Source organism: Sphingomonas sp. LC-1, from assembly GCF_025371035.1.
In the GTDB taxonomy this organism is placed as follows: domain Bacteria; phylum Pseudomonadota; class Alphaproteobacteria; order Sphingomonadales; family Sphingomonadaceae; genus Sphingomonas; species Sphingomonas sanguinis_E.
In genome coordinates this window covers 73,140-98,819 of the sequence record NZ_JANZXB010000004.1, presented here as the reverse complement: position 1 = coordinate 98,819, position 25,680 = coordinate 73,140, and the positions used below count along the sequence as shown (strand labels likewise).

24 protein-coding genes are annotated in these 25,680 nt (G+C 67.0%); 19 read left to right on the top strand and 5 right to left on the bottom strand.

From position 1 onward, the window contains the following. The first annotated feature begins 72 nt into the window (after nt 1-72). The 6 genes from tkt to NZL82_RS07420 all read left to right on the top strand — a co-directional run bounded on the left by tkt (nt 73) and on the right by NZL82_RS07420 (nt 6,411). Nucleotides 73-2,160, top strand: coding sequence for a transketolase (tkt, locus tag NZL82_RS07445; protein WP_261269145.1), 2,088 nt, complete (start codon nt 73-75; stop codon nt 2,158-2,160). Continuing rightward, the gene (gene tal, locus NZL82_RS07440) at nt 2,160-3,284 is read left to right on the top strand and encodes a transaldolase (RefSeq protein ID WP_261269144.1); all 1,125 of its coding nucleotides are present in this window, start codon (nt 2,160-2,162) and stop codon (nt 3,282-3,284) included. The genes tkt and tal overlap by 1 nt, the downstream gene beginning before the upstream one ends. 76 nt (nt 3,285-3,360) lie before the next feature. After that, a complete protein-coding gene (gnd, locus tag NZL82_RS07435; protein ID WP_261269143.1) occupies nt 3,361-4,344 on the top strand; it encodes a phosphogluconate dehydrogenase (NAD(+)-dependent, decarboxylating) in 984 nt (327 codons plus the stop codon). Beyond that, the gene (locus tag NZL82_RS07430) at nt 4,341-5,162 is read left to right on the top strand and encodes a Cof-type HAD-IIB family hydrolase (RefSeq protein ID WP_261269142.1); all 822 of its coding nucleotides are present in this window, start codon (nt 4,341-4,343) and stop codon (nt 5,160-5,162) included. The genes gnd and NZL82_RS07430 overlap by 4 nt, the downstream gene beginning before the upstream one ends. Next, nucleotides 5,159-5,905: an HAD-IIB family hydrolase gene (locus NZL82_RS07425; protein WP_261269141.1), complete on the top strand. Its 747-nt coding sequence runs from the start codon at nt 5,159-5,161 to the stop codon at nt 5,903-5,905. Before NZL82_RS07430 ends, NZL82_RS07425 begins: the two co-directional genes overlap by 4 nt. Next, nucleotides 5,902-6,411 (top strand): biliverdin-producing heme oxygenase, encoded by a 510-nt coding sequence (locus NZL82_RS07420; protein ID WP_261269140.1) that lies wholly within the window; start codon nt 5,902-5,904, stop codon nt 6,409-6,411. Before NZL82_RS07425 ends, NZL82_RS07420 begins: the two co-directional genes overlap by 4 nt. Nucleotides 6,412-6,457: 46 nt before the next feature. Here NZL82_RS07420 and NZL82_RS07415 read toward each other — a convergent pair whose 3' ends face one another. Continuing rightward, nucleotides 6,458-8,614 carry a histidine kinase dimerization/phosphoacceptor domain -containing protein gene (locus NZL82_RS07415; protein ID WP_261269139.1) on the bottom strand — a complete coding sequence of 719 codons (2,157 nt, stop codon included), beginning with the start codon at nt 8,612-8,614 and terminating at the stop codon, nt 6,458-6,460. 184 nt (nt 8,615-8,798) lie between these two features. Between NZL82_RS07415 and NZL82_RS07410 the strand changes: the two genes are divergently transcribed. Genes NZL82_RS07410 through NZL82_RS07390 form a run of 5 tightly spaced genes read left to right on the top strand, consistent with a single transcriptional unit; the run spans nt 8,799 to nt 14,157 of the window. Further along, the gene (locus NZL82_RS07410; RefSeq protein WP_261269138.1) at nt 8,799-9,965 is read left to right on the top strand and encodes an acyl-CoA dehydrogenase family protein; all 1,167 of its coding nucleotides are present in this window, start codon (nt 8,799-8,801) and stop codon (nt 9,963-9,965) included. Between the two features lie 16 nt (nt 9,966-9,981). After that, on the top strand, nt 9,982-11,580 hold the full coding sequence (locus tag NZL82_RS07405) for a carboxyl transferase domain-containing protein (RefSeq protein WP_261269137.1): 1,599 nt from the start codon (nt 9,982-9,984) through the stop codon (nt 11,578-11,580). Nucleotides 11,581-11,585: 5 nt separating this feature from the next. Beyond that, the gene (locus NZL82_RS07400; protein ID WP_261269136.1) at nt 11,586-11,858 is read left to right on the top strand and encodes a barstar family protein; all 273 of its coding nucleotides are present in this window, start codon (nt 11,586-11,588) and stop codon (nt 11,856-11,858) included. Next, entirely contained in the window at nt 11,858-13,711 is a 1,854-nt protein-coding gene (locus tag NZL82_RS07395) for an acetyl/propionyl/methylcrotonyl-CoA carboxylase subunit alpha (protein WP_261269135.1), read from the top strand. The genes NZL82_RS07400 and NZL82_RS07395 overlap by 1 nt, the downstream gene beginning before the upstream one ends. After that, on the top strand, nt 13,708-14,157 hold the full coding sequence (locus NZL82_RS07390) for a MaoC family dehydratase (protein WP_261269134.1): 450 nt from the start codon (nt 13,708-13,710) through the stop codon (nt 14,155-14,157). The genes NZL82_RS07395 and NZL82_RS07390 overlap by 4 nt, the downstream gene beginning before the upstream one ends. 86 nt (nt 14,158-14,243) lie before the next feature. On the opposite strand, the gene NZL82_RS07385 is transcribed toward NZL82_RS07390, so the two are convergent. Beyond that, complete coding sequence (locus tag NZL82_RS07385; protein ID WP_261269133.1) at nt 14,244-16,343, bottom strand: TonB-dependent receptor; 2,100 nt, start codon at nt 16,341-16,343, stop codon at nt 14,244-14,246. A 227-nt stretch (nt 16,344-16,570) separates the two neighbouring features. Between NZL82_RS07385 and ccmC the strand changes: the two genes are divergently transcribed. The 6 genes from ccmC to NZL82_RS07355 all read left to right on the top strand — a co-directional run bounded on the left by ccmC (nt 16,571) and on the right by NZL82_RS07355 (nt 21,283). Continuing rightward, nucleotides 16,571-17,296: a heme ABC transporter permease CcmC gene (ccmC, locus tag NZL82_RS07380; protein ID WP_261269132.1), complete on the top strand. Its 726-nt coding sequence runs from the start codon at nt 16,571-16,573 to the stop codon at nt 17,294-17,296. 97 nt (nt 17,297-17,393) lie between these two features. Continuing rightward, entirely contained in the window at nt 17,394-17,828 is a 435-nt protein-coding gene (gene ccmE / locus NZL82_RS07375; protein WP_261269131.1) for a cytochrome c maturation protein CcmE, read from the top strand. Further along, complete coding sequence (locus NZL82_RS07370) at nt 17,825-19,759, top strand: heme lyase CcmF/NrfE family subunit (protein ID WP_261269130.1); 1,935 nt, start codon at nt 17,825-17,827, stop codon at nt 19,757-19,759. The genes ccmE and NZL82_RS07370 overlap by 4 nt, the downstream gene beginning before the upstream one ends. Then, nucleotides 19,756-20,283 (top strand): redoxin family protein, encoded by a 528-nt coding sequence (locus NZL82_RS07365; protein WP_261269129.1) that lies wholly within the window; start codon nt 19,756-19,758, stop codon nt 20,281-20,283. Before NZL82_RS07370 ends, NZL82_RS07365 begins: the two co-directional genes overlap by 4 nt. Continuing rightward, on the top strand, nt 20,280-20,657 hold the full coding sequence (locus NZL82_RS07360; RefSeq protein ID WP_261269128.1) for a cytochrome c-type biogenesis protein: 378 nt from the start codon (nt 20,280-20,282) through the stop codon (nt 20,655-20,657). The genes NZL82_RS07365 and NZL82_RS07360 overlap by 4 nt, the downstream gene beginning before the upstream one ends. Then, on the top strand, nt 20,657-21,283 hold the full coding sequence (locus tag NZL82_RS07355) for a hypothetical protein (RefSeq protein ID WP_261269127.1): 627 nt from the start codon (nt 20,657-20,659) through the stop codon (nt 21,281-21,283). The genes NZL82_RS07360 and NZL82_RS07355 overlap by 1 nt, the downstream gene beginning before the upstream one ends. Nucleotides 21,284-21,287: 4 nt before the next feature. Here NZL82_RS07355 and NZL82_RS07350 read toward each other — a convergent pair whose 3' ends face one another. Beyond that, on the bottom strand, nt 21,288-21,500 hold the full coding sequence (locus NZL82_RS07350) for a DUF3072 domain-containing protein (protein ID WP_261269126.1): 213 nt from the start codon (nt 21,498-21,500) through the stop codon (nt 21,288-21,290). Between the two features lie 161 nt (nt 21,501-21,661). Then, the gene (gene ald / locus NZL82_RS07345) at nt 21,662-22,768 is read right to left on the bottom strand and encodes an alanine dehydrogenase (RefSeq protein ID WP_261269125.1); all 1,107 of its coding nucleotides are present in this window, start codon (nt 22,766-22,768) and stop codon (nt 21,662-21,664) included. Between the two features lie 130 nt (nt 22,769-22,898). On the opposite strand from ald, the gene NZL82_RS07340 reads away from it, so the two are divergent. After that, on the top strand, nt 22,899-23,342 hold the full coding sequence (locus NZL82_RS07340) for an Lrp/AsnC family transcriptional regulator (protein ID WP_261269124.1): 444 nt from the start codon (nt 22,899-22,901) through the stop codon (nt 23,340-23,342). Between the two features lie 9 nt (nt 23,343-23,351). Here NZL82_RS07340 and NZL82_RS07335 read toward each other — a convergent pair whose 3' ends face one another. Next, nucleotides 23,352-23,825, bottom strand: a complete 474-nt coding sequence (locus NZL82_RS07335; RefSeq protein WP_261269123.1) for an NUDIX domain-containing protein — start codon at nt 23,823-23,825, stop codon at nt 23,352-23,354. A 152-nt stretch (nt 23,826-23,977) separates the two neighbouring features. Here NZL82_RS07335 and NZL82_RS07330 point away from each other — a divergent pair, with 152 nt between their 5' ends. Further along, a complete protein-coding gene (locus NZL82_RS07330; RefSeq protein ID WP_261269122.1) occupies nt 23,978-25,654 on the top strand; it encodes an amidohydrolase in 1,677 nt (558 codons plus the stop codon). Nucleotides 25,655-25,680: the final 26 nt, after the last annotated feature.

The following is a 25,680-nucleotide window of genomic DNA, read 5'->3' as shown; positions in this document are numbered from 1 at the left end:
GCCGGTCGCGCATGGCAACCAGAGCGAGCGCGGACGCGTTCGATCACATAACGAAGGATGAGGCCAGACTCCATGACCGACGCCACCACCCACGCCGTGGCCGATACCCATCTGCATGAAGACGGGTCGATCGAGCGACTGACCATCGACACCATCCGCACCCTGTCGATGGATGCGGTGCAGCAGGCCAATTCGGGCCACCCCGGCACCCCCATGGCGCTCGCGCCCGTCGGTCATACCATCTGGTCGAAATTTCTGCGCTACGACCCCGCGCATGCCGATTGGCCCAATCGCGACCGCTTCGTGCTGTCGGTCGGCCATGCCTCGATGCTGCTCTACTCGCTGATCCACCTGGCGGGAATCGAGGAGATCGACGCGGACGGCAACAAGTCCGGCAAGCCCGCGCTGAGCCTGGAGGACCTGAAGGGTTTCCGCCAGCTCAACTCGAAGACGCCGGGCCACCCCGAATATCGCCACACCACCGGCGTCGAGACGACGACCGGTCCGCTGGGCGCCGGTTGCGGCAACTCGGTCGGCATGGCGATCGCCGAGCGCTGGCTGGCCGCCCATTTTAACCGCGAGGGTTTCCCGATCTTCGACCATGACGTCTATGTCGTGTGCGGCGACGGCGACATGATGGAGGGCGTGGCCTCGGAAGCGGCTTCGACCGCCGGCCACCTCAAATTGTCCAACCTCTGCTGGATCTACGATTCGAACCAGATCTCGATCGAGGGCGGCACCGACATCGCGTTCAACGAGGATGTCGGCAAGCGGTTCGAGGCCTATGGCTGGAACGTCATCCATGTCGACGACGCCAATGACGTGGGTGCGCTGACCGCCGCGCTCGACACCTTCAAGGCGACCCAGGACAAGCCGACCTTCATCGTCGTGAAGTCGGTGATCGGCTATGGCAGCCCCAAGGCAGGCAGCGAGAAGGCGCATGGCGAGCCGCTGGGCGAGGATGCGATCCGCGCGACCAAGAAGGCCTATGGCTGGCCCGAGAACGCCAAGTTCCTGGTCCCCGATGGCGTGTGCGAAGCGTTCCGCAGTGCGATCGAGGGCCGCGGCAAGCCGCTGCGCGACGAATGGGTTGCGATGACCGATCGCTACCGCGCCGAATATCCCGAACTCGCCGCCGAGCTCGACGCGATGCTCGCCGACAAGCTCCCCGAGGGCTGGGACAGCGACATTCCGGTGTTCGAGGCGGATGCCAAGGGCATTGCCAGCCGCGACTCGGGCGGCAAGGTGCAGAACGCCATCGCCGCCAAGGTGCCGTGGCTGATCGGCGGCTCGGCCGACCTCGCGCCCTCGACCAAGACGCTGATCAAGGATGGCGGTTCGTTCCAGCCGGGCAGCTATGAGGGGCGCAATTTCCACTTCGGCGTGCGCGAGCATTCGATGGGCGCGATCGTCGACGGCATGGCGCTGTCGCACCTGCGCTCCTATGGCGCGACCTTCCTGGTCTTCTCCGACTATATGCGCGCGCCGATCCGCCTCGCCGCGATCATGGAACTGGGGGCGGTGTTCGTTTTCACGCACGACTCGATCGGCGTGGGCGAGGACGGCCCGACCCATCAGCCGATCGAGCATCTGGCGACGCTGCGTGCGATCCCCGGCCTCGACACCATCCGCCCCGGCGATGCGAACGAAGTGGCCGAGGCGTGGCGCTGCGCCGTCGAGTCGGCCAGCCACCCGACCGCGCTGATCTTCTCGCGTCAGGCGCTCCCCACCCTCGATCGCGGCAAATATGCGCCCGCTTCGGGCGTGAAGAAGGGCGGTTACGTCCTTGCGGATTGCGACGGCACACCCGACATCATCCTCATCGCAACGGGGTCGGAACTGTCGCTGGTGACGGACGCCTATGAGACGTTGAAGGCCGACGGCATCAAGGCGCGCGTCGTCTCGCTGCCGAGCTGGTATCGTTTCGAGCTGCAGGACGCCGAATACAAGGAAAGCGTCCTGCCGAAGGGCGTCACCAAGCGTCTGGCGGTCGAGCAGGCCGGGTCGATCGGCTGGGACCGCTATGTCGGGTTCGACGGCCGCACGATCACCATGTCGACCTTCGGCGCTTCGGCGCCGCTTGCCAAGTTGCAGGACAAGTATGGCTTCACCCACGACAATGTCGTGAAGGTGGCCCGCGAAATGCTGGAGACCAAGTGATGAGCAAGCTGTCGGAACTGGGCGCCAAGGGCTGCGCCCCCTGGCTCGATTTCGTCGATCGCAAGTTCCTCGAGGCGAAGGGCTTGGAAAAGCTCGTCGCCGAGGACGGGCTGACCGGCGTCACCTCCAACCCGTCGATCTTCGAAAAGGCGATGGGGCATGGCGATGCCTATGACGGCACGCTGGCGGCGTTCGACAAGGAAAACCCCGGCGCGGCGACCATCGACCGTTACGAGCATCTGGCGATTCAGGACATCAAGGCGGCGGCGGAAACGTTGAAGCCCGTCTATGACCGTCTCGACGCCAAGGATGGCTATGTCAGCCTGGAGGTGTCGCCCTATATCGCCGACGACACCGACGCGACCATCGCCGAGGCCGAGAAGCTGTGGCACGCGGTCGACCGCCCCAACCTGATGATCAAGATCCCCGGCACCGACGCGGGCGCACCGGCGATCTCGGCGACCATCGCCAAGGGGATCAACGTCAACGTCACGCTGCTCTTCTCGAAGGCCGCCTATATCAAGGTGGCCGAGGCCTATGCGGCCGGGCTGGAAGAGCGGGTCAAGGCCGGTCAGCCGATCTACCGGATCGCCAGCGTCGCCAGTTTCTTCGTCAGCCGTATCGATTCGGCGATCGACAAGAAGATCGATGACCGTGTCGCGGCGGGTGATGCCGAGGCGGATGCGCTGAAGGCCGTGCGCGGCAAGGTCGCGATCGCCAACGCCAAGATGGCGTATCAGTGGTATCTGGATTTCCTGAAGTCCGACCGCTGGCAGGCGCTGGCCGCCAAGGGCGCACAGCCGCAGCGGCTGCTCTGGGCGTCGACCGGGACCAAGGACCCGTCCTTCCCCGACACGCTCTATATCGACACGCTGATCGGGCCGGACACGGTCAACACCATGCCGCCCAAGACCATGGACGCCTTCCGCGACCATGGCACGGTGGCCGAGACGCTGACCGCCGATACCGACGAGGCGAAGCACGTGCTTGCCGAGGCCGAGCGGTTGGGCCTGGACCTGGACGGCGTGACCGGCACGCTGGTCGCGGAGGGGGTGGCCTCCTTCGTCAAGGCGTTCGACGATCTGCTCGGCGCGATCGGGCAGAAGCAGCCCGAAGCGGCCTGATCCGACAGGCCCCCTTCCCAAGGCGGGAAGGGGGCCTTTCACTTTCTACGACATCAAAAACATAATGGAGTTCCGAATGAAGATCGGTCTGGTCGGCCTCGGCCGCATGGGTGGCAATATCGCGCGTCGCCTGATGCAGGCTGGGCATCAGGTTGTGGCCTGGGATCGCAGCGACGAGGCGGTGCAGGCGCTCGCCAAGGACGGCGCGGAAGCAGCCACGGGGCTTGAGGACATGGCCACCAAGCTCGCCGACAAGGCGATCTGGTGGGTGATGCTGCCCGCCGGCGGCCCGACCGAGGACACGATCGCGGAAATCGCCAAGCTGGCCAAGGACGGCGACGTCGTGATCGACGGCGGCAACAGCTTTTACAAGGACGACATTCGCCGCGCCAAGTCGCTGGCCGAACAGGGCATCCATTATGTCGATGTCGGCACCTCGGGCGGCGTCTGGGGCCTGGAGCGCGGCTATTGCATGATGATCGGCGGCGACAAGGAAACGGTCGACCATCTCGACCCGATCTTCGACGCGCTGGCGCCGGGGCTGGGCGATATCGTCCGCACACCGGGCCGCATCGCCGAGAAGGTCGATCAGCGCGCCGAGAAGGGCTATATCCATGCGGGTCCCGCCGGTGCCGGTCACTTCGTCAAGATGATCCACAACGGCATCGAGTATGGCCTGATGCAGGCCTATGCCGAGGGCTTCGACATTCTGAAGTCGAAGAACAGCGACAAGCTGCCCGAGGACGAGCGTTTCGACCTGAACCTGACCGACATCGCCGAGGTCTGGCGTCGCGGCAGCGTGATCTCGTCCTGGCTGCTCGACCTGACCGCGATCGCGCTGGCCAAGGACGAGATGCTCGAGCAGTTCTCTGGCCATGTCGCCGATTCGGGCGAGGGCCAGTGGACGATCGACGCGGCGATGGAGGAGAAGGTCCCGGCCAACGTCCTGACCGCCTCGCTCTTCGCGCGTTATCGCAGCCGGATCGATCATACCTATGGCGACAAGGTGCTGTCGGCGATGCGCTTCGGCTTTGGCGGCCATACCGAAATCCCGCAATGAGCCTGCCGATCCGGCTTGTCGTGTCGGACGTCGACGGCACGCTCGTCGACCCCGACAAGAAGCTGCGCGCCGCCACCATTGCCGCCGTCAAGCGGCTGGAGGCGGCGGGGGTCGGCTTCACCATCATCAGCGCCCGGCCTCGTTCGGGGCTGGGATGGCTGGCCGACGAACTGGCCATCGATGCACCGATCGGCGCGTTCAATGGCGGGACGGTGTTCCGCCGCGATGGCGGCATCGATGCTCGGTTCCGCGTGCCGGTTGATGTCGTAAAGGACGTGCTGGCGATGGCGGCGGACCACCCCGTCGCCATCTGGGTCTTCGCCGACGATCGCTGGTATGCCAGCAGCGGTGAGGGGACCCATGTCGATCACGAGCGCAAGGCTTCGTCGCAGGAGCCGGTCATCGCGCAGGACTTTTCCGCGCTGATCGACAAGGTCGACAAAATCACCCTGGTCAGCGACGATGCCAAGTTGCTGCGCGGTCTGCATGAACAGGCCAACGCGGCGCACGGGTCGGCGGCGACCATCGCCCAGTCGCAGACCTATTATCTCGACGTGACCGCGCTTGAGGCCAATAAGGGCGACGGCGTGGCGACCCTGGCCAAGGCGTTCGGCGTGTCGCTGGACGAGGTGGCGGTGCTGGGCGATCAGGCCAACGACCTTCCCATGCTGACCCGCGCGGGCCTGCCGATCGTGATGGCGAATGCGCCGGATGCGGTCAGGGAACAGATTTCGGTACACACCCGTTCCAATGCAGACGATGGCGTAGCCTATGCCATCGACACCATCATCTTTCCCCGAATTGGAGTCGCTTCATGAAGCAACTGGTTGCGTTCGACCTCGACGGTACGCTGGCCGAAAGCAAACAGCCCTTGGGCGAGCCGATGGGGGAGGCGCTGGCCGACCTGCTCGACGTCGCGCATGTCGCAGTGATCTCGGGCGGTGACTGGCCGCAGTTCGACAAGCAGGTGGCGAGCCGCCTTCCGGAGCGCGCCGACCGCACCAAGCTGTGGCTGATGCCGACGACCGGCACCAAGCTCTATACCTATCAGGACGGCCAATGGACCCCGGTCTATGCCGAGCTGTTCGACGATGCGACCAAGGCCAAGATCCTGGAGGCGTTCGACGCCTCGCTGGAGGCGACCGGCTTCGTGCCCGAGCAGACCTGGGGCGAGCGGATCGAGGATCGCGGCAGCCAGATCACCTTCTCCGCGCTCGGCCAGCAGGCGCCGATCGACGCCAAGGAACATTGGGACCCCAAGTTCGAGAAGCGCAAGGTCATCCAGGCCGACCTCAAGCAACGCCTGCCGGGCCTGTCGATCAACATGGGCGGCGCGACCTCGATCGACATCACCCGCGAGGGCGTCGACAAGGCTTATGGTCTCAAGAAGCTGCATGACGCCAGCGGCATTGCGCTGGATGCGATGATGTTCATCGGCGACGCGATCTTCCCCGGTGGCAACGACTATCCCGCCAAGGAACTGGGCCTCGACACGGTGCGCGTGCGCGATCCGGAAGAGACGCTGGCGGTCATTGCGGGGATCGTCGCCTGCCTGAAGTGAACTTCACCGCGTCGCTGGTCCTGCGCGAGCGAACCGGCCCCGCGCATGAGGCGGTGGATGCCGCCTATGGTCGATATCGGCTGGACGATCGGGAAAGCTATACGGCTTTCCTGATCGCCCACGCCCGCGCGCTTCCGGCGGTCGAGGACTGGCTGGCGGCGCATGAGGTCGGCTTCCCATGGCGGTCGCGTCGGGACGCGCTGGCGGCCGACCTTGCGGTGTTGGGGCGGGACATGCCCGAACCGATGACGATCGATCTGCCGGGGGACGAGGCGGCGCGGTGGGGAGCGCTGTACGTCACCGAAGGGTCGCGGTTGGGCGGCGCGATGCTGGCCCGGCAAGTGGGGGAGGGGCTCCCCAGGGCTTATCTCGAATCGACTTTCGGCCCGGGGGAATGGCGCGATTTCCGCCATGCGCTGGATGCGGCAGCGATGGGCGATCCGTGGATCAACCGTGCCGTTGCGGCGGCGACGACCGTCTTCGCATTATACGGGCGGGCGGCCTAGCCCCCGCCACCCGTCCTGAGCCACCCGCCGTGTCGCGGATCGCCCCTTAATCCGCGATCGGGGCGATCACGATGGCGCGAAGGCCCGGTCGGTTGTCGTCATATTCGATCGTGCCCGACAGGCGCTGCATCATCGCGGCCATCATCCGGCTGCCAAAGCCGTGACCGTCATCGGCCTCGTCATCCCCCTTGCCGCGTCCCTCGTCCGCGACGATCAGGCGAAGACGATGACCATATTGCTCCAGCGTGATCGTCACCGGCCCCGGCGCGCCGTCATAGGCATATTTGGTGGCGTTGATGATCAGCTCGGTGGTGACCAGGCCGAGGTTGATCGCGCGGTCGGTCGGCATAAGGACCGGCGTCAAATCCAGGCGCATCATCGCCGACCAGTCTCGTCCCATGGATTGCCGCATGTCGCCGACCAGATCTTCCAGATAACGGGCAAGGTCGACCGTTTGGATCTGGTCGTCGCGGTAGAGCCGCCGATGGACCAGCGCGACGGCCGACAGCCGGGCCTGCGCCTCGTTCAGCTGCTCGCGCACGCGTGGGTCGCCCGCCGCCTTGGCCTGGAGCGCGAGGAAGGAGGACACGAGCTGAAGGCTGTTCTGGACGCGGTGGTCCACCTCCTTCATCAGCACGTCCTTCTGCACCAGGAGTGCGTCCTTGTCGTCCAGCGTCCGTTGCAGCGCGGTGTTCAGTCCGCGCAGCCGATGGTTCTGCGACGCTTCATGCAGGGCGCGGCGGATGCGATGGGCGGACTCGACCTCCTCCATCGTCCAGCGCCGCGAACGGCCGCGTACCGTCTCGCGCCAGCTCTCGAACGACGCACGCGGGGTCAGCGTGGCATCCGGGGTCAGCGCGACCGACTTGTGCGGATTGCCCGCCCATTCGACTTCCTCGACCTGCTCGGCGCGGAACCACAGCAGCGTGATTCCGCCATCGACCAGCGGCAGCGCCAGCAGCCCGCTGGCCTTCGCGGCCAGGGGTGCCGTGTCGGGCATCACCTCCGACAGCTCATGGGTGACGAACAATTCGCCGCCGGTACGGGTGGTCACCGTCTGGGCGATGTCCAGCGATGCCAGTGCGGGCGGACAGATGCCATGGTCATGGACCTTGCCCTTCTCGACGATCGCGAAGCCGGTCGCGCCCAGCATGGTCATCATGTCGGGCATCAGGCGGCGAATGGCGGGGACGATGTCGCCCAGTCCGATGATGCGCGGCAAGATGCCGTCCTCCGCCGCGCGCAGGCGAAGCCGCTCGCGATAGAGCTCGGCTTCCTCGCGACCGCGAATCTGACGCGCCAGCCCGCTGGCGAGCGCGGCGGCGGCGGCGCGCAACTCGGCGGACAGGAGACGTGGGCTATGGTGGTGGCAGGCGACCATCCCCCACAACACCCCATCCTTGACGATCGAGATCGACGCCGATGCGACCACACCCATATTTGCCAGATAGCGCAGATGGATGGGCGACACGCTGCGCAAGGCGACATCGCTCAGGTCCAGCGTCTCGAACCCGGCAGGGCGGAGCGGTGCGGGGACATAGGCGACATCGGGAATGCTGCGCGTGCGGTTGCGGACGTAAAGCGCACGGGCCTGTTTCGGAATGTCCGATGCGGGGAAATGATGATGCAGGAAGGAATGGAGTTCGGGTGCGCGCGCCTCCGCGACGACGTGACCGGCATCCTCGTCCAGAAAGCGATAGATCATCACCCGGTCGAACCCGGTCAACTGTCGGAACGTCGTCGCCGCCCGGTCGAACAGCATCGACAGGTCGCCCGTCCGCTCGAAACTGGTGGCTGCCGCGTCCAGCCAGGCCAGCGGACTGCCCCGGCCCCATGGCGCATCGACGATGCCGGGTTCCAGCTCGATCAGGACACGCTCGCCCGCAACGCGGTGGGCGGTGACGGAAAAGGCTTCGCCCAGCCCCTCGACGGAAACGGCGGCGACCATGGATCCGGGCCCGATCGGCATCGCAGCAACCATATTCGCGACATGATCGCCCAGGATTTCGGCGAGCGGGCGGTCCAGCCATTCGGGGGCAAGCCGCTCCTCGATTGCACCCGCACCCGCGACGATATGGTCCGACGCCGAGTCAACGACCAGCAGCAGGCCATGTGGCTGTATCGCCCCGGGTATATGGATAGGTTCCCGATCGCAGGCGGTGATATCCTGGCCTGGATCGGTGGCAACGGGGCGGGTGGCCATCAGGTCAATAAATCCTCTCGTTCCTGATGCATGGCGGCTTTTGCATAAGCTTGCAAATGTTTGGATCGCGTATTCGATCCGCGCGCACGGTTATGTGCCCTCCGGCTTGGAACGAAGATTGCGCGTTTGGGTAATTTCCGTTTAAAACGGGGCAACGGACTCAAAGAGCCGTTTTGGAGAGGACATGATCGACGATTTCGACTTCGCGCTCGGCGAGAGTGCGGACATGATCCGTGAGGCGACCCGCCGTTTCGCCACCGACCGGATCGCCCCGCTGGCCGCGCGCATGGACGCAGAGGACTGGTTCCCGCGCGACATCTGGCCCGAAATGGGTGCGCTGGGTCTGCACGGCATCACCGTCGACGAAGCTGATGGCGGGCTGGGTCTGGGCTATCTGGAGCATGTCGTCGCGATCGAGGAAGTGTCGCGCGCCTCGGCATCGCTCGGACTGTCCTATGGTGCGCATTCCAATCTGTGCGTCAACCAGATCCGCCGCTGGGGCAGCCCCGAGCAAAAGGCGAAATACCTCCCCGGCCTGATCTCTGGCGAGCATGTCGGCAGCCTGGCCATGTCGGAAGTGTCGGCCGGGTCGGACGTCGTCTCGATGAAGCTGCGGGCCGTGAAGGCCGATGGCGGCTGGGTGCTGAACGGCACCAAATTCTGGATCACCAACGCGCCCTATGCCGACACTTTGGTCGTCTATGCCAAGACGGGCGAGGGCAGCCGGGGGATAACCGCCTTCCTGATCGAAAAGGACATGGCGGGCTTCGCGATCGGGCAGAAGATCGACAAGATGGGCATGCGGGGCAGCCCGACCGCCGAACTGGTCTTCAGCGACTGTTTCGTGTCGGACGCGCAGGTGATGGGGCCCGTGAATGGCGGCGTCGGCGTGCTGATGAGCGGGCTCGACTATGAACGCGCGGTGCTGGCGGGGATTCAGCTGGGCATCATGCAGGCGTGCCTTGACGTGGTCGTGCCCTATGTCCGCGAGCGGCGCCAGTTCGGCCGCGCGATCGGCGAGTTCCAGCTGATCCAGGCCAAGGTCGCCGACATGTACGTCGCGCTCAATTCCGCGCGGGCCTATGTCTATGCGGTGGCGCGGAGTTGCGATGCCGGACGGACGACGCGGTTCGACGCGGCGGGCGCGATCCTGCTGGCCAGCGAAAATGCGGTGAAGGTGGCGATGGAGGCGATCCAGGCGCTGGGCGGGGCGGGTTATACCAAGGACTGGCCGGTTGAACGCTTCGCGCGCGATGCCAAGCTGCTCGACATCGGGGCGGGGACCAATGAAATCCGCCGGATGCTGATCGGCCGCGAACTGATCGGCAAGCTCGAAAAGGTGGCGCAATGAGCATGGGGAGCGAAACATGGGTGCGGTGATCGCCTCGCGCCTCGTACGGGACGATGCGGCGTTCCGCGCCAATGCCGATCACAACCGCGCGCTGGCCGAGCGCTTGCGGAAGGACGTTGCACGCGCCGGGCTGGGCGGGAGCGAGGCGTCGCGCGAACGCCACGTCGCGCGGGGCAAGCTGTTGCCGCGCGATCGCGCCGAACAGTTGCTCGATGCGGGCTCGCCCTTCCTGGAAATCGGCCAGCTTGCCGCCAATGGCCTGTATGACGACGCCGTGCCGGGTGCGGGGGTGATTGCTGGGATCGGCCGGGTCCATGGACGGCAGGTGATGATCGTCGCCAATGACGCGACGGTGAAGGGCGGCACCTATTACCCGATGACGGTCAAGAAGCACCTCCGCGCGCAGGAGATTGCGCTCGAGAACCGGCTGCCCTGCATCTATCTTGTCGACAGCGGCGGCGCGAACCTGCCGCACCAGGCCGAGGTGTTTCCCGACCGCGATCATTTCGGCCGCATTTTCTTCAACCAGGCGCAGATGTCGGCGGCGGGCATCCCTCAGATCGCCTGCGTCATGGGCAGCTGTACGGCGGGCGGCGCCTATGTCCCCGCCATGTCGGACGAGACCGTGATCGTGCGCGGGCAGGGGACGATCTTCCTAGCCGGGCCGCCGCTGGTGAAGGCGGCGACGGGCGAGGTCATTTCTGCCGAGGAACTGGGCGGCGCGGACACCCATGGCCGCAAGTCGGGCGTGGTCGACCATGTCGCGCAGGATGACGATCATGCCCTGTCGATCGTCCGCGACATCGTCGCGACGCTGCCGCCGCAGATGCTGCCGGAGGTGAACCTCTCCGATGCCGACGAACCGCTTTATCCGGCCGAGGAGCTGTACGGCCTGATCCCCCAGGATGTGCGGGCGCCTTATGACGTGCATGAGGTCATCGCTCGGCTGGTCGACGGATCGCGCTTCCACGAATTCAAGGCGCTGTACGGCGCGAGCCTGGTCTGCGGTTTCGCGCATATCCACGGCAAGCCGGTCGCCATCCTGGCGAATAACGGCGTGCTCTTTTCCGAGAGTGCGCAGAAAGGCGCGCATTTCATCGAGCTGGCCTGCCAGCGGCGTATCCCCTTGCTGTTCCTTCAGAATATCTCCGGCTTCATGGTCGGGGGCCGTTACGAGGCGGAAGGAATCGCCAAGCATGGCGCCAAGCTGGTGACGGCGGTGGCGACCGCGCAGGTGCCCAAGATCACCGTGCTGATCGGTGGTAGTTTCGGCGCGGGGAATTACGGCATGTGCGGGCGGGCCTATTCTCCGCGCTTCCTGTTCACCTGGCCCAATGCGCGGATCAGCGTAATGGGCGGCGAACAGGCGGCGAGCGTGCTGGCGACGGTCCACCGCGATGCAGACAGCTGGACGCCGGACGAGGCGGAGGCGTTCAAGGCCCCGATCCGCCAGCGTTATGAGGACGAAGGCAATCCCTGGTACGCGACCGCGCGGCTGTGGGATGACGGGATCATCGACCCGGCACAGACGCGCGATGTGCTGGGACTGGCGCTGGAGGCGTGCCTGAATGCACCGATCGCGGAGGCGCCCCGCTTCGGGGTGTTCCGGATGTGATGCCGATGGACCTGACCATCGACGGCGCGACCCTGGTGGACGAGGCCGATTTCCACGCCCGCATCCGCGAGGCATCGGGCGTCACATGGTATGGCGGCAACCTGGACGCGCTGTTCGACCTGCTGGTCGCGGTCGTCGATCCGCCGATCAGCTTGTCTATCACCAACGCCGCCGCGGCGCGAAAGGTGATCGGTGAGCGTTTCGATCGCATCCTGACCGTGATCTTCGACGCCATCGCCGAACGCCCGGGTGCCATCATGTTCAAGCTGGAATCCTGATGATGAACAGCCTCCTCATCGCCAATCGCGGCGAGATCGCTTGCCGCATCATCCGCACGGCGCGCGACATGGGTCTGCGCACCATCGCGGTTTACTCCGAAGCGGATGCGCGGGCGCTCCACGTCCGGCTCGCCGATGAAGCCGTCGCCATCGGCCCCGCCCCGGCGCGCGAAAGCTATCTGGACGCCGACCGCATCTTCGCCGCCGCGCGCGAGAGCGGGGCGGAGGCGATCCATCCCGGCTACGGCTTCCTGTCCGAAAATGCCGAGTTTGCCGAGAAGGTGATCGCCGCCGGCCTGGTCTGGGTCGGCCCCGATCCCGACAGCATCCGCGCCATGGGTCTGAAGGACGCCGCCAAGGCGCGGATGATCGCTGCAGGGGTGCCAGTCACCCCCGGCTATCTGGGGGAGGACCAGAACCCCGACCGCCTCGCCGCCGAGGCCGACGCGATCGGCTATCCGGTGCTCATCAAGGCGGTGGCGGGCGGCGGCGGCAAGGGGATGCGCCGGGTCGACGACCCCGCCGGTTTTGCCGAGGCGCTGGCCTCCTGCCGTCGCGAGGCGGCATCGTCGTTCGGCGACGACCGGGTGCTGATCGAGAAATATATCCTCTCGCCGCGCCATATCGAGGTGCAGGTCTTCGGCGACCGCCACGGGCAGGTCGTCCATCTGTTCGAGCGCGACTGTTCGCTGCAACGCCGCCACCAGAAGGTCATCGAGGAAGCCCCCGCACCCGGCATGGACGATGCCACCCGGCAAGCGGTCTGCGCCGCTGCGGTCCGCGCCGCGCAGGCGGTGGATTATGTCGGGGCGGGCACGATCGAGTTCATCGCCGACGCCTCCGAAGGGCTGCGCGCCGATCGGGTGTGGTTCATGGAGATGAACACCCGCCTCCAGGTCGAGCATCCCGTCACCGAGGCGATCACCGGCGTCGATCTGGTCGAATGGCAACTCCGCGTCGCGGCGGGGGAGTCCTTGCCGATGACGCAGGGCGATCTCTCCATCCAGGGTCATGCCATCGAGGCCCGGCTCTATGCCGAGGACCCGGCCAAGGGGTTCCTGCCCGCGATCGGCACGCTCGAGGTGTTCGACCTGGGCGACGACCCGGCGATCCGCATCGACACCGGGGTCGAGGAAGGTGCGGAGATTACCCCCTGGTACGACCCGATGATCGCCAAGGTCATCGCGCATGGCGACACCCGCGAGGAGGCGCGCGAGGCGCTGGCCGATGCGCTGGACGAGGCGGTGATCTGGCCGGTGCGCACCAATGCGGGCTTTCTGGTCCAGACGCTCGACCATGTCGATTTCGCGCGCGGCCGGGTCGATACCGGCCTGATCGCGCGCGAGGGCGAGGCGCTGATGCCGCCGCCCGAGCCGTCCGAGGAAGCGCTGGCCGAAGCCGCCGCCGCGCTGATCGGGCAGGACGAACTGACCGGCTTCCGCCTCAATGCGGCGCCGAGGCGGAGCGCGCGCTTCCTGCTCGACGGGCGGCCGATCACCGTCGATTTCAGCGAGGCGGGCGATGTGCCCCCGGCACCGACCGATCAGGTGCTGATCTCGGAGGGCGGGCAAAGCTGGTCCTTCACCCGCTGGCGCGCCGATGGGCTGGCGGCGGGCGGGGCGGGGGATGGCGCGATCCTGTCGCCCATGCCCGGCCGGATCATCGCGGTCGCGGTGACCGAGGGACAGACGGTCAGCGTGGGCCAGCCGCTCGTCACGCTGGAGGCGATGAAGATGGAGCATGTCCTGACCGCGCCCTTCGACGGCATCGTCACCGACCTGAAGGCCCAGACCGGCGGGCAGGTGGCGGAGGGCATTGCGCTGGTCCGCATCGTCGCGGAGGATGCGGCATGAGCGGACGCTTCTTCGAGGACTGGACCATCGGCGACCGGATCGACCATCCGATCCGCCGCACCGTGACCGAGACGGACAATCTCCTCTTCTCGACCATGACGCACAATCCGCAACCGCTGCACATCGATGCGGAAGCCGCACGGGCCAGCGAGTTCGGGCAGATCCTCGTCAACGGCACCTTCACCTTTTCGCTGATGGTCGGGCTGTCGGTGGGGGAGACGACGCTGGGGACGCTGGTCGCCAATCTCGGCTATGACGAACTGGTCATGCCCGCGCCGGTCTTCCTGGGCGACACGCTGCACGCGACGAGCGAGGTGACGGCGCTTCGGGAGAGCAAGTCGCGACCGGGCGCGGGGCTGGTGACGTTCCGGCACGAGGCGCGGAACCAGCGCGACGAGGTGGTGTGCCGGTGCCTGCGGACGGCGCTGGTGAAGAAGCGGGGATAGGGGCGAAGGCCCTTCGACTTCGCTCAGGGCGAACGGGGTTCAGTACCACCCTTCGTTCAGCCTGAGCGAAGTCGAAGGCCAAGAGATTACAACCGCGTCCGCACCCCGATCCACAAGGTGCGCGGCGTCGCCCGCTCGATCAGCCCCGCGCCGCTATACGCCGCCTCGACCCGCGCATCGGCCAGGTTTTCCGCCCGCGCCTCGATCAGCCAGCCGCGCGTGACCGGTACCGCCGCATAGGCGTCCAGCGTCGTCGCGGGGGCCAGCGACCGGACATTCTGGTCGTCCTCGAACTGGCGCCCGACATGCCGCACCGTCCCGCTGAGCGCCGCGCCGCGATGCGCGACCGCGAGCGTCGCCGAGAGCTGGTCGCGCGGAGTCTGTGCCGGACGCAGCCCATCCAGCGGCGCGGCAAGCCCCGATGCCTCGACCCTGGCATCGACATGCGACCAGGAGGCACGGGCGCTGACCGGCCCCGCTTGGGCATTGGCCTCCAGCTCGAACCCTTGCGACCGGATCGCATCGAGATTCTGCCGCATCCGGTACACCCCGTTCGCCGCGACGAAGCCGACGCCTGGAAACGTCCCCGGCCCGCGCCCCATCGTCACATTGGCGATCGCATCGGTCAGCCGGTTGAGGAAATAGGTTGCCGACAGGCGCACGCCCGCGACTGGGGTCAGGTCGAACCCACCCTCGATACCCTCGACATGCTCGGGGTTCAGCGCGGCATTGGCGGCGGTGGCGTCGGCACCCGCCCGGAACGGCCGGTAGAGTTCGTTGAGCGTCGGCAGGCGCCAGCCGCGATAGGCCGCCGCGCGCAGCGTCACGGGCTCAACCGGCCGCAGCGCCACGCCCAGCCGCCCGGTGAACTCCTGCCCCGAACGGTCGGGAAAATCACTGTCGGTCAGCACCGCTCCGGTCGCCAGCGCATTCTCGTCCAGCCGCCCGTTGCGGATACGCCAATCGTCCACCCGTGCGGCGGCGGTGAGGGTCAGCGCGCCCGCCTCGACGCTGCCATCGGCGAACAGCCCCATGGTCCGCGTCGCACCGCCCGCCTCGCGCCGCCGGGTGGGGAGGCCCGCGACATAGGTGTAAAGCTCCTGCGTCCCTCCGCTGGTATCGCGAATGTCGCCGCCCAGCCGCAATTTTACGGCCTCACCCAACGGGGGCGAAACCTCCACCCGTGCGCCGAGCCCGGTGGCGGGGACATTATATTGGTCGAGCGTCAGCGTCGCCGCGGTCCGCGTGGAATTCACGCTGGCATAGCGCGAGGCGAATTGCCGCGTCTGGACATAGCCGAGCGCCGACCAGCTCCAGGCGCCGCGACCGACCAGCCGGATGCTGGCATCCGCCCCGTCCGAGCGATTGTCGGTAAAGTCGGTGCCCCGGTCGCGCGCATCGTGAAAGGCGGCGAGCGTCATCTGCAACTCGGTCGAGGGTGTAATTCCGACAACCCCGCGCGCCGCGCCCGAATATTGCTCATAGGGCGCGGGACGGTCGACCGGCCCCCGCTGCCCCTCGACGATGGGGGTGAAGCCATCGCCGCGTGCATAGGCGCCGGAAACGGTCAGAAAGCCGCCGTCGCGGACCAACGAGGCGGAACCCTGCGCATCGACCGAATCGCGACTGCCATAGGACAGCGCCAGATCAAGCGGGGCGAGTTGATCGGGCGTGGCGCTGTCCATCTCGATCGTGCCCGCCAGCGCGCCGGGGCCCCAGAAGCCGGAGCCGCCGCCGCGCGTCACCCGGATGCGGCCTAGCCGCCCGGTAGCATAGGCGGGGAACACCACCCAGCCACCGAACGGATCGGCCTGCGGCACGCCGTCCAGTACCAGCAGCGCCCGGCTCGACGCATTGCCCCCCAGGCCGCGCAGCGTGATGCCCTGCGAGGTCGGATGCGCGGAGCGGCTGTCGGAACGCCGGAACTGCTGGAGCCCGGCGACATCGGCGAGGACATTCTCCAGTCGCTGCGACGCGTTCTGCGTGATCCGGTCGCGGTCGATCGTCACGACGTCCAGCGCGCGGTCGCCAGGCTGGTCGGCCAGGCCCCGGCCGGTGACGGTGATGGTCGATCCCGTTTCCGGCAGCGTCTGGGCCAGGACGGCGGAGGGGGCGGTGCCAAGGGCCAGGCATAAGGAAAGGCGCGTGGAGAAAAGCCGCATGGGCCGAAACTTGGCGGTCGTCATCGTGAAATCCCCCTGATTGTCATTCGCCGCCGCAACGCAGGCTGCGGCCTTTCCCGGCATATTGGATCTGTCCCGGAAGACCCCGGCCTTTGCCGGGATGACGGAGCGGCTTTGAAGGCCTTTGTCGATTGGGTAAACCAGCCGCATGGCGCCGGGTTGCGCATGTCCAAGAATCTTGTGCGCAAACGGATGACGGGTCGGAAAAAGCCGCTTACAGTCCGCCCATCGTGCCGACCCTTCATGCCCTTGCCAACCCTGCGCGTTTTCTGAAGATCGCTCGTCCGCTGACCGGAATTTTTCTGGGGCTGGGCATGGTGCTGATCGCGGTGGCGCTATGGGCCGGGCTGACCCGGACGCCGCCCGATTACCTTCAGGGGGAGACGGTGCGCATCCTTTATATCCATGTCCCCGCCGCCTGGCTGGGCATGGGCGGATGGAGCGGGATCGCGGTGGCCAGCCTGTCGCTGCTGGTCTGGCGGCATCCGCTGGCGCAGGTCGCGGCGCGCGCCATCGCCTGGCCGGGGGCGGTGTTTGCGGGGCTGTGCCTGGCGACGGGTTCGATCTGGGGGCGGCCGACCTGGGGGACTTGGTGGCAATGGGACGGGCGGCTGACCTCGATGTTGCTGCTGCTGTTCGTCTATCTGGGCTATATCGCATTGGCGCGCGCCGATGCGGATCGCGGTGGGGACGGGCGGATACCGGCGCTCTACGGGCTGGCGGGAACGGCGTTGCTGCCGGTCATCCGCTATTCGGTGGTGTGGTGGAACACGCTGCATCAGGGCCAGTCGATCGGGCTGACCGGCTCCAGTATCGACACGTCGCTGCTCTGGCCGCTGCCCATCGCGCTGGCCGGTTTCACCTTTCTGTTCGCGGCCATCGTGTTGATGCGGATGCGCACCCTGCTGGCGCAGGCCAAGGCCGAGGCGCGGATGCGGCGGATGGCGCGCGCATGACCCAGATGAGTTTCGTGGTGGCGGCCTATGTGGTGATGCTGGGAGGCGCAGGCGCGCTGACCCTGGTCAGCTATCTGGCGATGAAGCGCGCCGAGAAATGACGCCGAAATCCCAACGTCTCACGCTGGCGCTGCTGGCGCTGGCCGCGATCGTCGCGGCCGTCCTGCTCGCCATGTCGGCGATGAAGGATCAGGCCGCGTTCTTCTACACCCCCTCCGACGCAAAGAGGCAGGGCCTGCCGCTGGGCAAGGCGGTGCGGCTGGGCGGGATGGTGGAGGCGGGATCGGTCCATCGCGCGCCCGATGGGGTGACGGTGCGCTTCGTCGTGACCGATGGCAAGGCGACGACGCCCGTGACCTTTGCCGGGATCACCCCCGACCTGTTCCGCGAGAAATCGGGCGTGGTGGCGGAGGGGCAGTTCCAACCCGACGGCCGCTTCGTCGCCACCAACCTCCTCGCCAAGCATGACGAGAAATATATGCCCCCCGAAATGGCGGGCAACATGCACGAGAGCCGGAGCCTGGAGCCGTGATCGCCGAAGCGGGCCTTGCCGCGCTCTGGTTCGCCGCGATGCTGGCGGGGTTGCAATTGTTGTTGGGCGTGCTGGGTCTGCGGCGCAAGGATGCGGCGGGCGAGCAGGCGATGGCGGCGATCGGCCCCGTGGCCATCGTGCAGGGTGCGCTGGTCGCCATCGCCATGGCGACGCTGATCGCGCTGTTCCTGAACACCGATCTGTCGGTCAAGCTGGTCGCCGAGAACAGCCATTCGGCCAAGCCCTGGATCTACAAATTCGCGGGCGCCTGGGGCAATCACGAAGGCTCGATGCTGCTCTGGGTGACAATCCTGGGGGCGGGCGGGGCGCTTGTCGCGTGGAAGGAGCGTACGCTCGACCGGGCGACCCATGTCGCAACGCTGGCGGCGCAGGGGGCGATCGCGCTCGGCTTCTATGCCTTCCTGCTGTTCGCCTCCAACCCGTTTGCGCGGTTGAACCCGGCGGCGGTCGAGGGGCAGGGGCTCAACCCGCTGTTGCAGGACCCCGGTCTGGCCTTTCATCCGCCCACGCTCTACGCGGGCTATGTCGGGCTGTCGGTGGCCTTTTCCTTTGCGGTCGGCGCACTGGTTACGGGACAGGTCGGCCCCGCCTTTGCCCGCGCCATGCGGCCCTGGGTGCTGGGGGCCTGGGTTCTCCTGACCATCGGGATCACGGCGGGGTCCTATTGGGCCTATTACGAACTGGGCTGGGGCGGCTGGTGGTTCTGGGACCCGGTCGAGAATGCCTCGCTGATGCCGTGGCTGGCGGCGACCGCGCTCCTTCACTCGGTCAATGTGCTGGCGGCGCGCGACGGGTTGCGGGCCTGGACGGTGATGTTGGCGGTGGTCGCCTTCTCCATGTCGATGATCGGCACCTTCCTGGTGCGCTCGGGCATCCTGACCAGCGTCCATGCCTTTGCCGTCGATCCCCGGCGCGGGGCGTTCATCCTGGGGTTGCTGGGCCTTTATATCGGCGGCGCGCTGGCGCTGTTCGGGGCGCGGATCGGGCAGGTGCGCGCCGGGCGCAGCTTCGCCTTTGTCAGCCGCGAAGGCGGGCTGGTCGTCAACAACCTGCTATTGTCGGTGATCCTGGGCATCGTGCTGATCGGGACGCTCTATCCGCTGGTCGCGGCCGGGTTCGGCGTGCGGCTGTCGGTCGGGCCGCCCTTCTTTCACGCCGCCGCCGGGCCGATCGCGCTGGCGCTGGTCGCCGTCATGGCGGTCGGGCCTGCCCTGCGCTGGCGGCAGGATCAGGCGGAGGCGGTGCTGATCCGCATGCTCTGGCCCCTGGTCGCGGCGGCGGGGACCTTCGCGCTGGTCCTGACGCTGACCGGGGGGATGGGGGCGTTGCCGTTGCTGGGCTTGTCCTTCGGCGTCGGGCTGATCGTCGCCAGCGTGCTGCCGATCACGCGGCGCAACTGGCGGCGCACGCCTCTGCCGATCTGGGGCATGGTCGTCGCGCATGTCGGGCTGGGCGTCAGCATGGTCGGTATGGCGTGCGATGCCGCTTTCACCGCCGAGCGGCTGGTCGCGCTCTATCCGGGGCAGGCGACGATCGTCGGGCCGTGGCGGGTGCAACTGAACCGCATCTATCCGAACATCGGACCCAACTGGTCCGCGCTGGAGGCGCGGCTGACCGTGACGCGCGACGGCTCCGCCGAAATGCTCCGACCGCAGCAGCGCTTCTTCACCGATCCGCCCACCTCGACCAGCGAGAGCGCGATCGCGACCCATTGGGACGGCCAGCTTTACACCGTGTTGGGGCAGCAGGATGCGGCGACCGGGCGCTGGCAGTTGCGGCTGTGGTGGAAACCGTTCGTGACGCTGATCTGGCTGGGCGGCGCGCTGATCGCGCTGGGCGGGGCGCTGGCGCTGTTCGGGCGCTGGTTCAAAGGCTGGCAGCAGCGGCGGCGCGAGGCGCTGTGGGGATGAAGCGCTGGTTGATCTGGGTGCCGCTGGCGGCGTTCGCGATCCTGTTCGTCGTGGTGGCAAGCGGGCTGATGCGGCCATCGGACACGACCGTCCGCTCGACGCTGGTCGACAAGCCGTTGCCCGAATTTCGCCTCGACCCGATGGTGCCGGGCAAGCCGGGGCTGGCGAGCGGCGACTTCGGCAAGGGACGCCCGCGCCTGCTCAACGTCTTCGCCAGCTGGTGCATCCCGTGCATCGCCGAGGCGCCGCAACTCATGGCCTTGAAGGCGAGGGGCGTGGCGATCGACGCCATCGCCATTCATGACAGGAGCACGGCCATCGCCGACTTCCTGCGCCGCAACGGCGATCCTTATGCCGCGATCGGCGACGATTCCCGCAGCCGGGTGCAATTGTCGCTCGGTTCCTCCGGCGTGCCGGAGACGTTCCTGATCGACGGGCGAGGGCGGATCGTGCGGCAATATATCGGTGACATCCGAGCCGATCAGGTGGACGAGATCGTCCGCGATGTGGCGGCCGCGCGATGAGCCTGTGGCTTGCCCTTGCGCTGGCGGCGGGAACGACCGCGCCCGATTACGGCAATACGCAGCTTGCCGACCCCAGGGCCGAGGCGCAGGCGCGCGAATTGATGGGCGAGTTGCGCTGCGTCGTGTGTCAGGGACAGTCAATCGCGGATAGCGATGCCGACATGGCCGCCGATATGCGCGCGCTGGTCCGCCAGCGGATCGCGCGGGGCGAAAGCCCGGAGGCGATCCGCCACTGGTTGATCGAACGCTATGGCGATTATGTCAGCTATGATCCGCCGCTATCGGGCGCGACGGCGCTGCTGTGGGCGACGCCGATCCTGTTGTTGGGCGTCGGCGCATGGATCGCGCGGTCGAGCTTTCGGAGGAGAGGCTGATGGGTTGGCTCACGCTTCTCGGACTGGCGGCGGCGGCGATGGCGCTGGCCTTGTGGCTCCGTTTCCCACGTCCTCTCTGGACGATGCTGGGGGCCGCGCTGGCGCTGGGCGGGGTCGGCTATGCGTGGCAGGGGCGGCCGACGCTGCCTGCCGCCGCGCCGGTACCACCCTCCGATCGGCAGTCGGACAATGAGACGCTGATCGATCTGCGCGGACAGTTGATGGGCCGTTATGGCGGGGAGGCGGCGATGTTCACCGCCGCCGATGCCCTGGCGCGATCCGGCGACAACCGGACGGCGGTGAAGATCATGCTCGGCGCGGTCGGCGCGAACCCGCGCAGCGTCCCCTATTGGACCGAGCTGGGCAACGTGCTGTTCGCGCATGACCACTTTCAGATGTCGCCCGCCGCGCGGTTCGCCTTTCGCCGGGCCCGGACGCTGGGACCGAACGATCCTGTGCCCTTCTTCTTCGAAGGGTTGGCCTGGATGCGGGCCGGGGACTTCGCCAAAGCCCGCATCCTGTGGAGGGGTGCGTTGCAGCGCACGCCCGCCGACGCCCCTTATCGCCCCGCCATCGAACAGCGTGTGATGCTGCTCGACCAGGCGATGCGGATGATGGGGCAATAGGGGTTTACTGGCCCCGGCCGGTCTTGGACTGAAGCGCGTCGATCCGCTTGGAGGCATCGGCCTTGCTTAGCGTATCGTCAAAAGCTTCGCCGGCTTCCTCCGACAAAGTCTTGAGATAGCTGGCCTGCGCGCCGGTCATCGGCTCGTCGCCGGTGGTCCAGTCATCGGGGTCCTTCTCGGCGTTGGAGAAGGGTTCGGTCTTGGGGTTGTCGGTCATCGCGAAATTCCTTTCGCGGCGATCAACGACGGTGTTCGCTTTACGTTCCGCAAGCTCTTGCCGCGGCTCAGCCCGAGCGAAGTCGAAGGCCATGGGACCAGCCTTGGCGGCCAAGGTCCGGGCGTGCACTTCGACTTCGCTCGGTGCGAACGGGTGGGGGCTTAGCCCGCCCAGGCCTCGAACGGCAGGTCGAGCGCTTCGGCGACCGCCGCGTGACGGATCTTCCCGCCCGAGACGTTCAGGCCCGCCGCCAGATGCGCGTCCGCCTTCATCGCGGCCTCGGCACCCATATTGGCCAGCTTCACCGCGAAGGGCAGCGTCGCGTTGTTGAGCGCGAAGGTCGAGGTGCGGGCGACCGCGCCCGGCATGTTGGCGACGCAATAATGGATCACACCGTCGACCTCGAACACCGGGTCCTGATGGGTGGTGGCGTGGCTGGTTTCGAAGCAGCCGCCCTGGTCGATCGCGATGTCGACCATCACCGAACCGCGCTTCATCGTCTTCAGCATGTCGCGGGTGACCAGCTTGGGCGCCGCAGCACCCGGAACCAGCACCGCGCCGATGACGAGGTGGGCGTTCTTCACCGCCGCCGCGATCGCCGCCTTGGAGGCATAGGCGGTCTTGATCTGGCTGGAGAAGAACATGTCCAGTTCGGCCAGACGGTCGTTGTTGATGTCATAGATGGTGACATCGGCGCGGAGGCCGACCGCCATCTGCGCCGCGTTCACGCCCGAGACACCGCCGCCCAGGATCGCGACCTTGGCGGGCGCCACGCCCGGAACGCCGCCCAGCAGGATGCCGCGGCCGCCCTGCTGCTTTTCCAGATAATGCGCGCCGACCTGTACCGCCATGCGGCCAGCGACTTCCGACATCGGCTTCAGGAGGGGCACGCCGCCACGGGGCGAGGTGACGGTTTCGTACGCGATGCAGGTCGCGCCCGATTGCATCAGGCCCTCCGCCTGCGGCTTGTCGGCGGCGAGGTGGAGATAGGTGAACAGGACGTGGTGCGGGCGCAGCATCGCAACCTCGACCGCCTGCGGCTCCTTCACCTTCACGATCATCTCGGCCTGGTCGAAGACTTCGGCGGCGGTGGCGACGATGCGCGCGCCCGCGTCGATATAGTCTTGGTCCTCGAAATCGATGCCGCTGCCGGCCTTGGTCTCGACGATGACCTCATGACCGGCGGCGACCAGCTCGGCAACCGAGGGCGGGGTCAGGCCGACGCGATATTCGTGGTTCTTGATTTCCTTGGGGACACCGACGCGCATGACGAACTCTCCTGAAAAGGCGTTGTCCCGATAATAGCGCCGATCGGGTGGGAGAGGTGTGCAAAGCGGTCCCGCCAGGCCGTATAATTCAGGATATCTTTGCGCGTGAATGCTATATAGCGGGATAGTTATGTCCGACGCAATAGACCGCCGCATCCTGGCCCAGCTGGCCCGCGATTCCGACCTGACCAGCGCCGCGCTGGGTGACAAGGTCGGGCTGTCCGCCAGTGCCGCGCATCGCCGCGTGGCGCAGCTTCGCGAGGCGGGGGTGATCACCGGCTATCGCGCGATCCTGAGCCATGAGGCGCGGGGGCGGCCGTCCACGGTGATGGTCAATGTCACGCTCAAGGATCAGCGGCAGGAAACGATGGCGGCCTTCGAGCGGGAGATTCTGCGCTGTCCAGAGATCGTCGAATGCTTTCTGATGAGCGGTGAGGCGGATTATATGATCCAGGTCGAGGTCCGCCGCGACGACAGCTATGAACGCATCCACCGCGAGACGCTGGCACGCCTGCCGGGGGTGACGCGGCTCGCCTCGCATTTCGTGATCCGCGAGGTGGTGCGCCGATCCTGACCGGATCGCCTACCATCTCTCCGCGATGGATGCGGCCGAGCGATATTCGTCGATCCGCCGCCGCGTCGCGGGGGACAGGCTGTCCGGCAGGTCGTCCAGCGCGAACCATCGCGCCTGTTCGATCTCGATCATGTCGGTGGGGCACAGCGGAGTGTCGCCATCGGTCACCGCATGGGCGATATAGATGACGACATGGTCGTCCTTGCCCTCGCGCATGCTGTGATAGACGCCCAGGACATGGGCGATCCGGACATTCTCGATCGCGATCTCCTCGCGCAATTCGCGTCGGATCGCCGCCAGCGTGCTTTCGCCCTTCTTCACCCCGCCGCCGGGCAGATACCAATGATCGGTATAGGTATGGCGCACCAGCGCGACGCGGTGGGCCTGATCGAGCAGGATGGCCCGGACGCCGAAGGTGCGCGGCCGCGTGATCCGCCAGACGCGATGGGCGATCCCGCCCGCAACCCGGTGATACCATGCCATGCCCGTCGTCCTCATCGTCCTCGCGCGCCGCGACCCACTGTCACCCGCCCGACGCCGCTGTCAAACGATCGGACCGGATCATGGCGCCGACGCCGACCCTGCGCGGTTGCGACCTTCCAACCGGGCCGTTCAGCGATTAGGAACGGACGCTTATGGCAAAACAGGCTCGTTTCCGTCGTCCGCTCCGGACCTTCCTCGCCGCCGCGCTGGCGGTGACGCTGACCCCCGCGGCGGCCTTTGCCGATGCGCTGGTCGACAATGTCACCGGCCTGACGCTGGACAAGGATGGCAAGGTCGTCCGCTTCACCGGCCTGTTGCTGACCCCGGACGGCAAGGTCGTGCGGCTGCTGTCCGCCAAGGACAAGCGCCCAGAAAAGCTCGACTGGCGCGCGGACATGAAGGGGCGGGTGATGTTGCCCGGCTTTGTCGACTCGCACGGGCATGTGATGGGGCTGGGCTTTCGGCTGATCGAACTCGACCTGTCGACCACCAAGTCGCTGGACGAGGCGCGCAGCCGGATCGCAGCCTATGTCGCGGCCAATCCGGACCGCAAGTTCATCCTGGGTGGCGGTTGGAATCAGGAAAGCTGGGGCCTGGGCCGCTTCCCGACCGCTGCCGATCTGGACGCCGTCGCCGCCGACCGCCCGGTGGTGATGGAGCGCGCCGATGGCCATGCCCTCTGGGCGAACAGCGCGGCGATGAAGGCGGCGGGGATCACCGCGAAGACCGTCTCCCCCGCCGGTGGCCGGATCGAGAAGGCTGGCGGACAGCCCTCCGGCGTGTTCGTCGACGCGGCCATGGCCCTGATCCAGAAGGCCATTCCCCAGCCGCTGGCCAAGGACCGCAACGCCGCGTTCCTCAAGGCGCAGAACGCGTTGCTCAGCCACGGCATTACCGCCACGGCGGACATGGGCACGACGCTGGACGAATGGATGACCTATCGCCGGATGGGCGATGCCGGAAACTTGCGCGTGCGCATCCTCAGCTATGGCGGCGGGATCGACGACACCGTGAGGATCGGCGGCACGGGGCCGACGCCCTGGCTGTACAATAACAGGCTGCGGCTGGTCGGGGTGAAGCTGTATGGCGATGGCGCGTTGGGATCGCGGGGGGCATGGTTGAAGCAACCCTATGCCGACGCGCCGGGGCAGACGGGGCTCGGCTTCATGACCGACGACGTCATCCGCAACCTGATGAGCCGCGCGGCGATGGACAAGTATCAGATCGCCGTCCATGCGATCGGCGACCGGGCCAATGCGCAGGTCCTCGATGCGATCGACGAACTGGCCGAAACCTATAAGGGCGATCGACGCTGGCGGATCGAACATGCGCAGATCGTCGATCCGGTCGATCTGCCGCGTTTCGGCAAGCATGGCATCATCGCCTCGATGCAGCCGGTGCACGAAACCAGCGACCGCCAGATGGCGGAGGCGCGGTTGGGCCCGGCGCGGCTGGCGGGAGCCTATGCCTGGAACACGATGCTGAAGAATGGTGCCACGCTGACCTTCGGATCGGACTATCCGGTCGAGAGCCCCGATCCCTTTGCGGGCTGGGCGGCGGCGATCACCCGGCAGGGTCCGGATGGCCAGCCCTATGGCGGGTGGCAGCCGCAGGAGATTATCGGGCGCGAGGCGGCATGGCGCGCCTTCACCATGGACGGGGCCTATGCCGGGTTCGCCGAGGATCTGTTCGGACGCCTGGGACAGGGGCAGCAGGCCGATTTCATCATCGTCGACCGCAATCCGCTGGACATCAACCCCAGCGAACTGCGTGCGACCCGCGTCGAGGAAACATGGATCGGCGGGCAGAAGGTGTGGGAACGGCGCTGACCCGGCGGGGACCGGGTCCCACATCG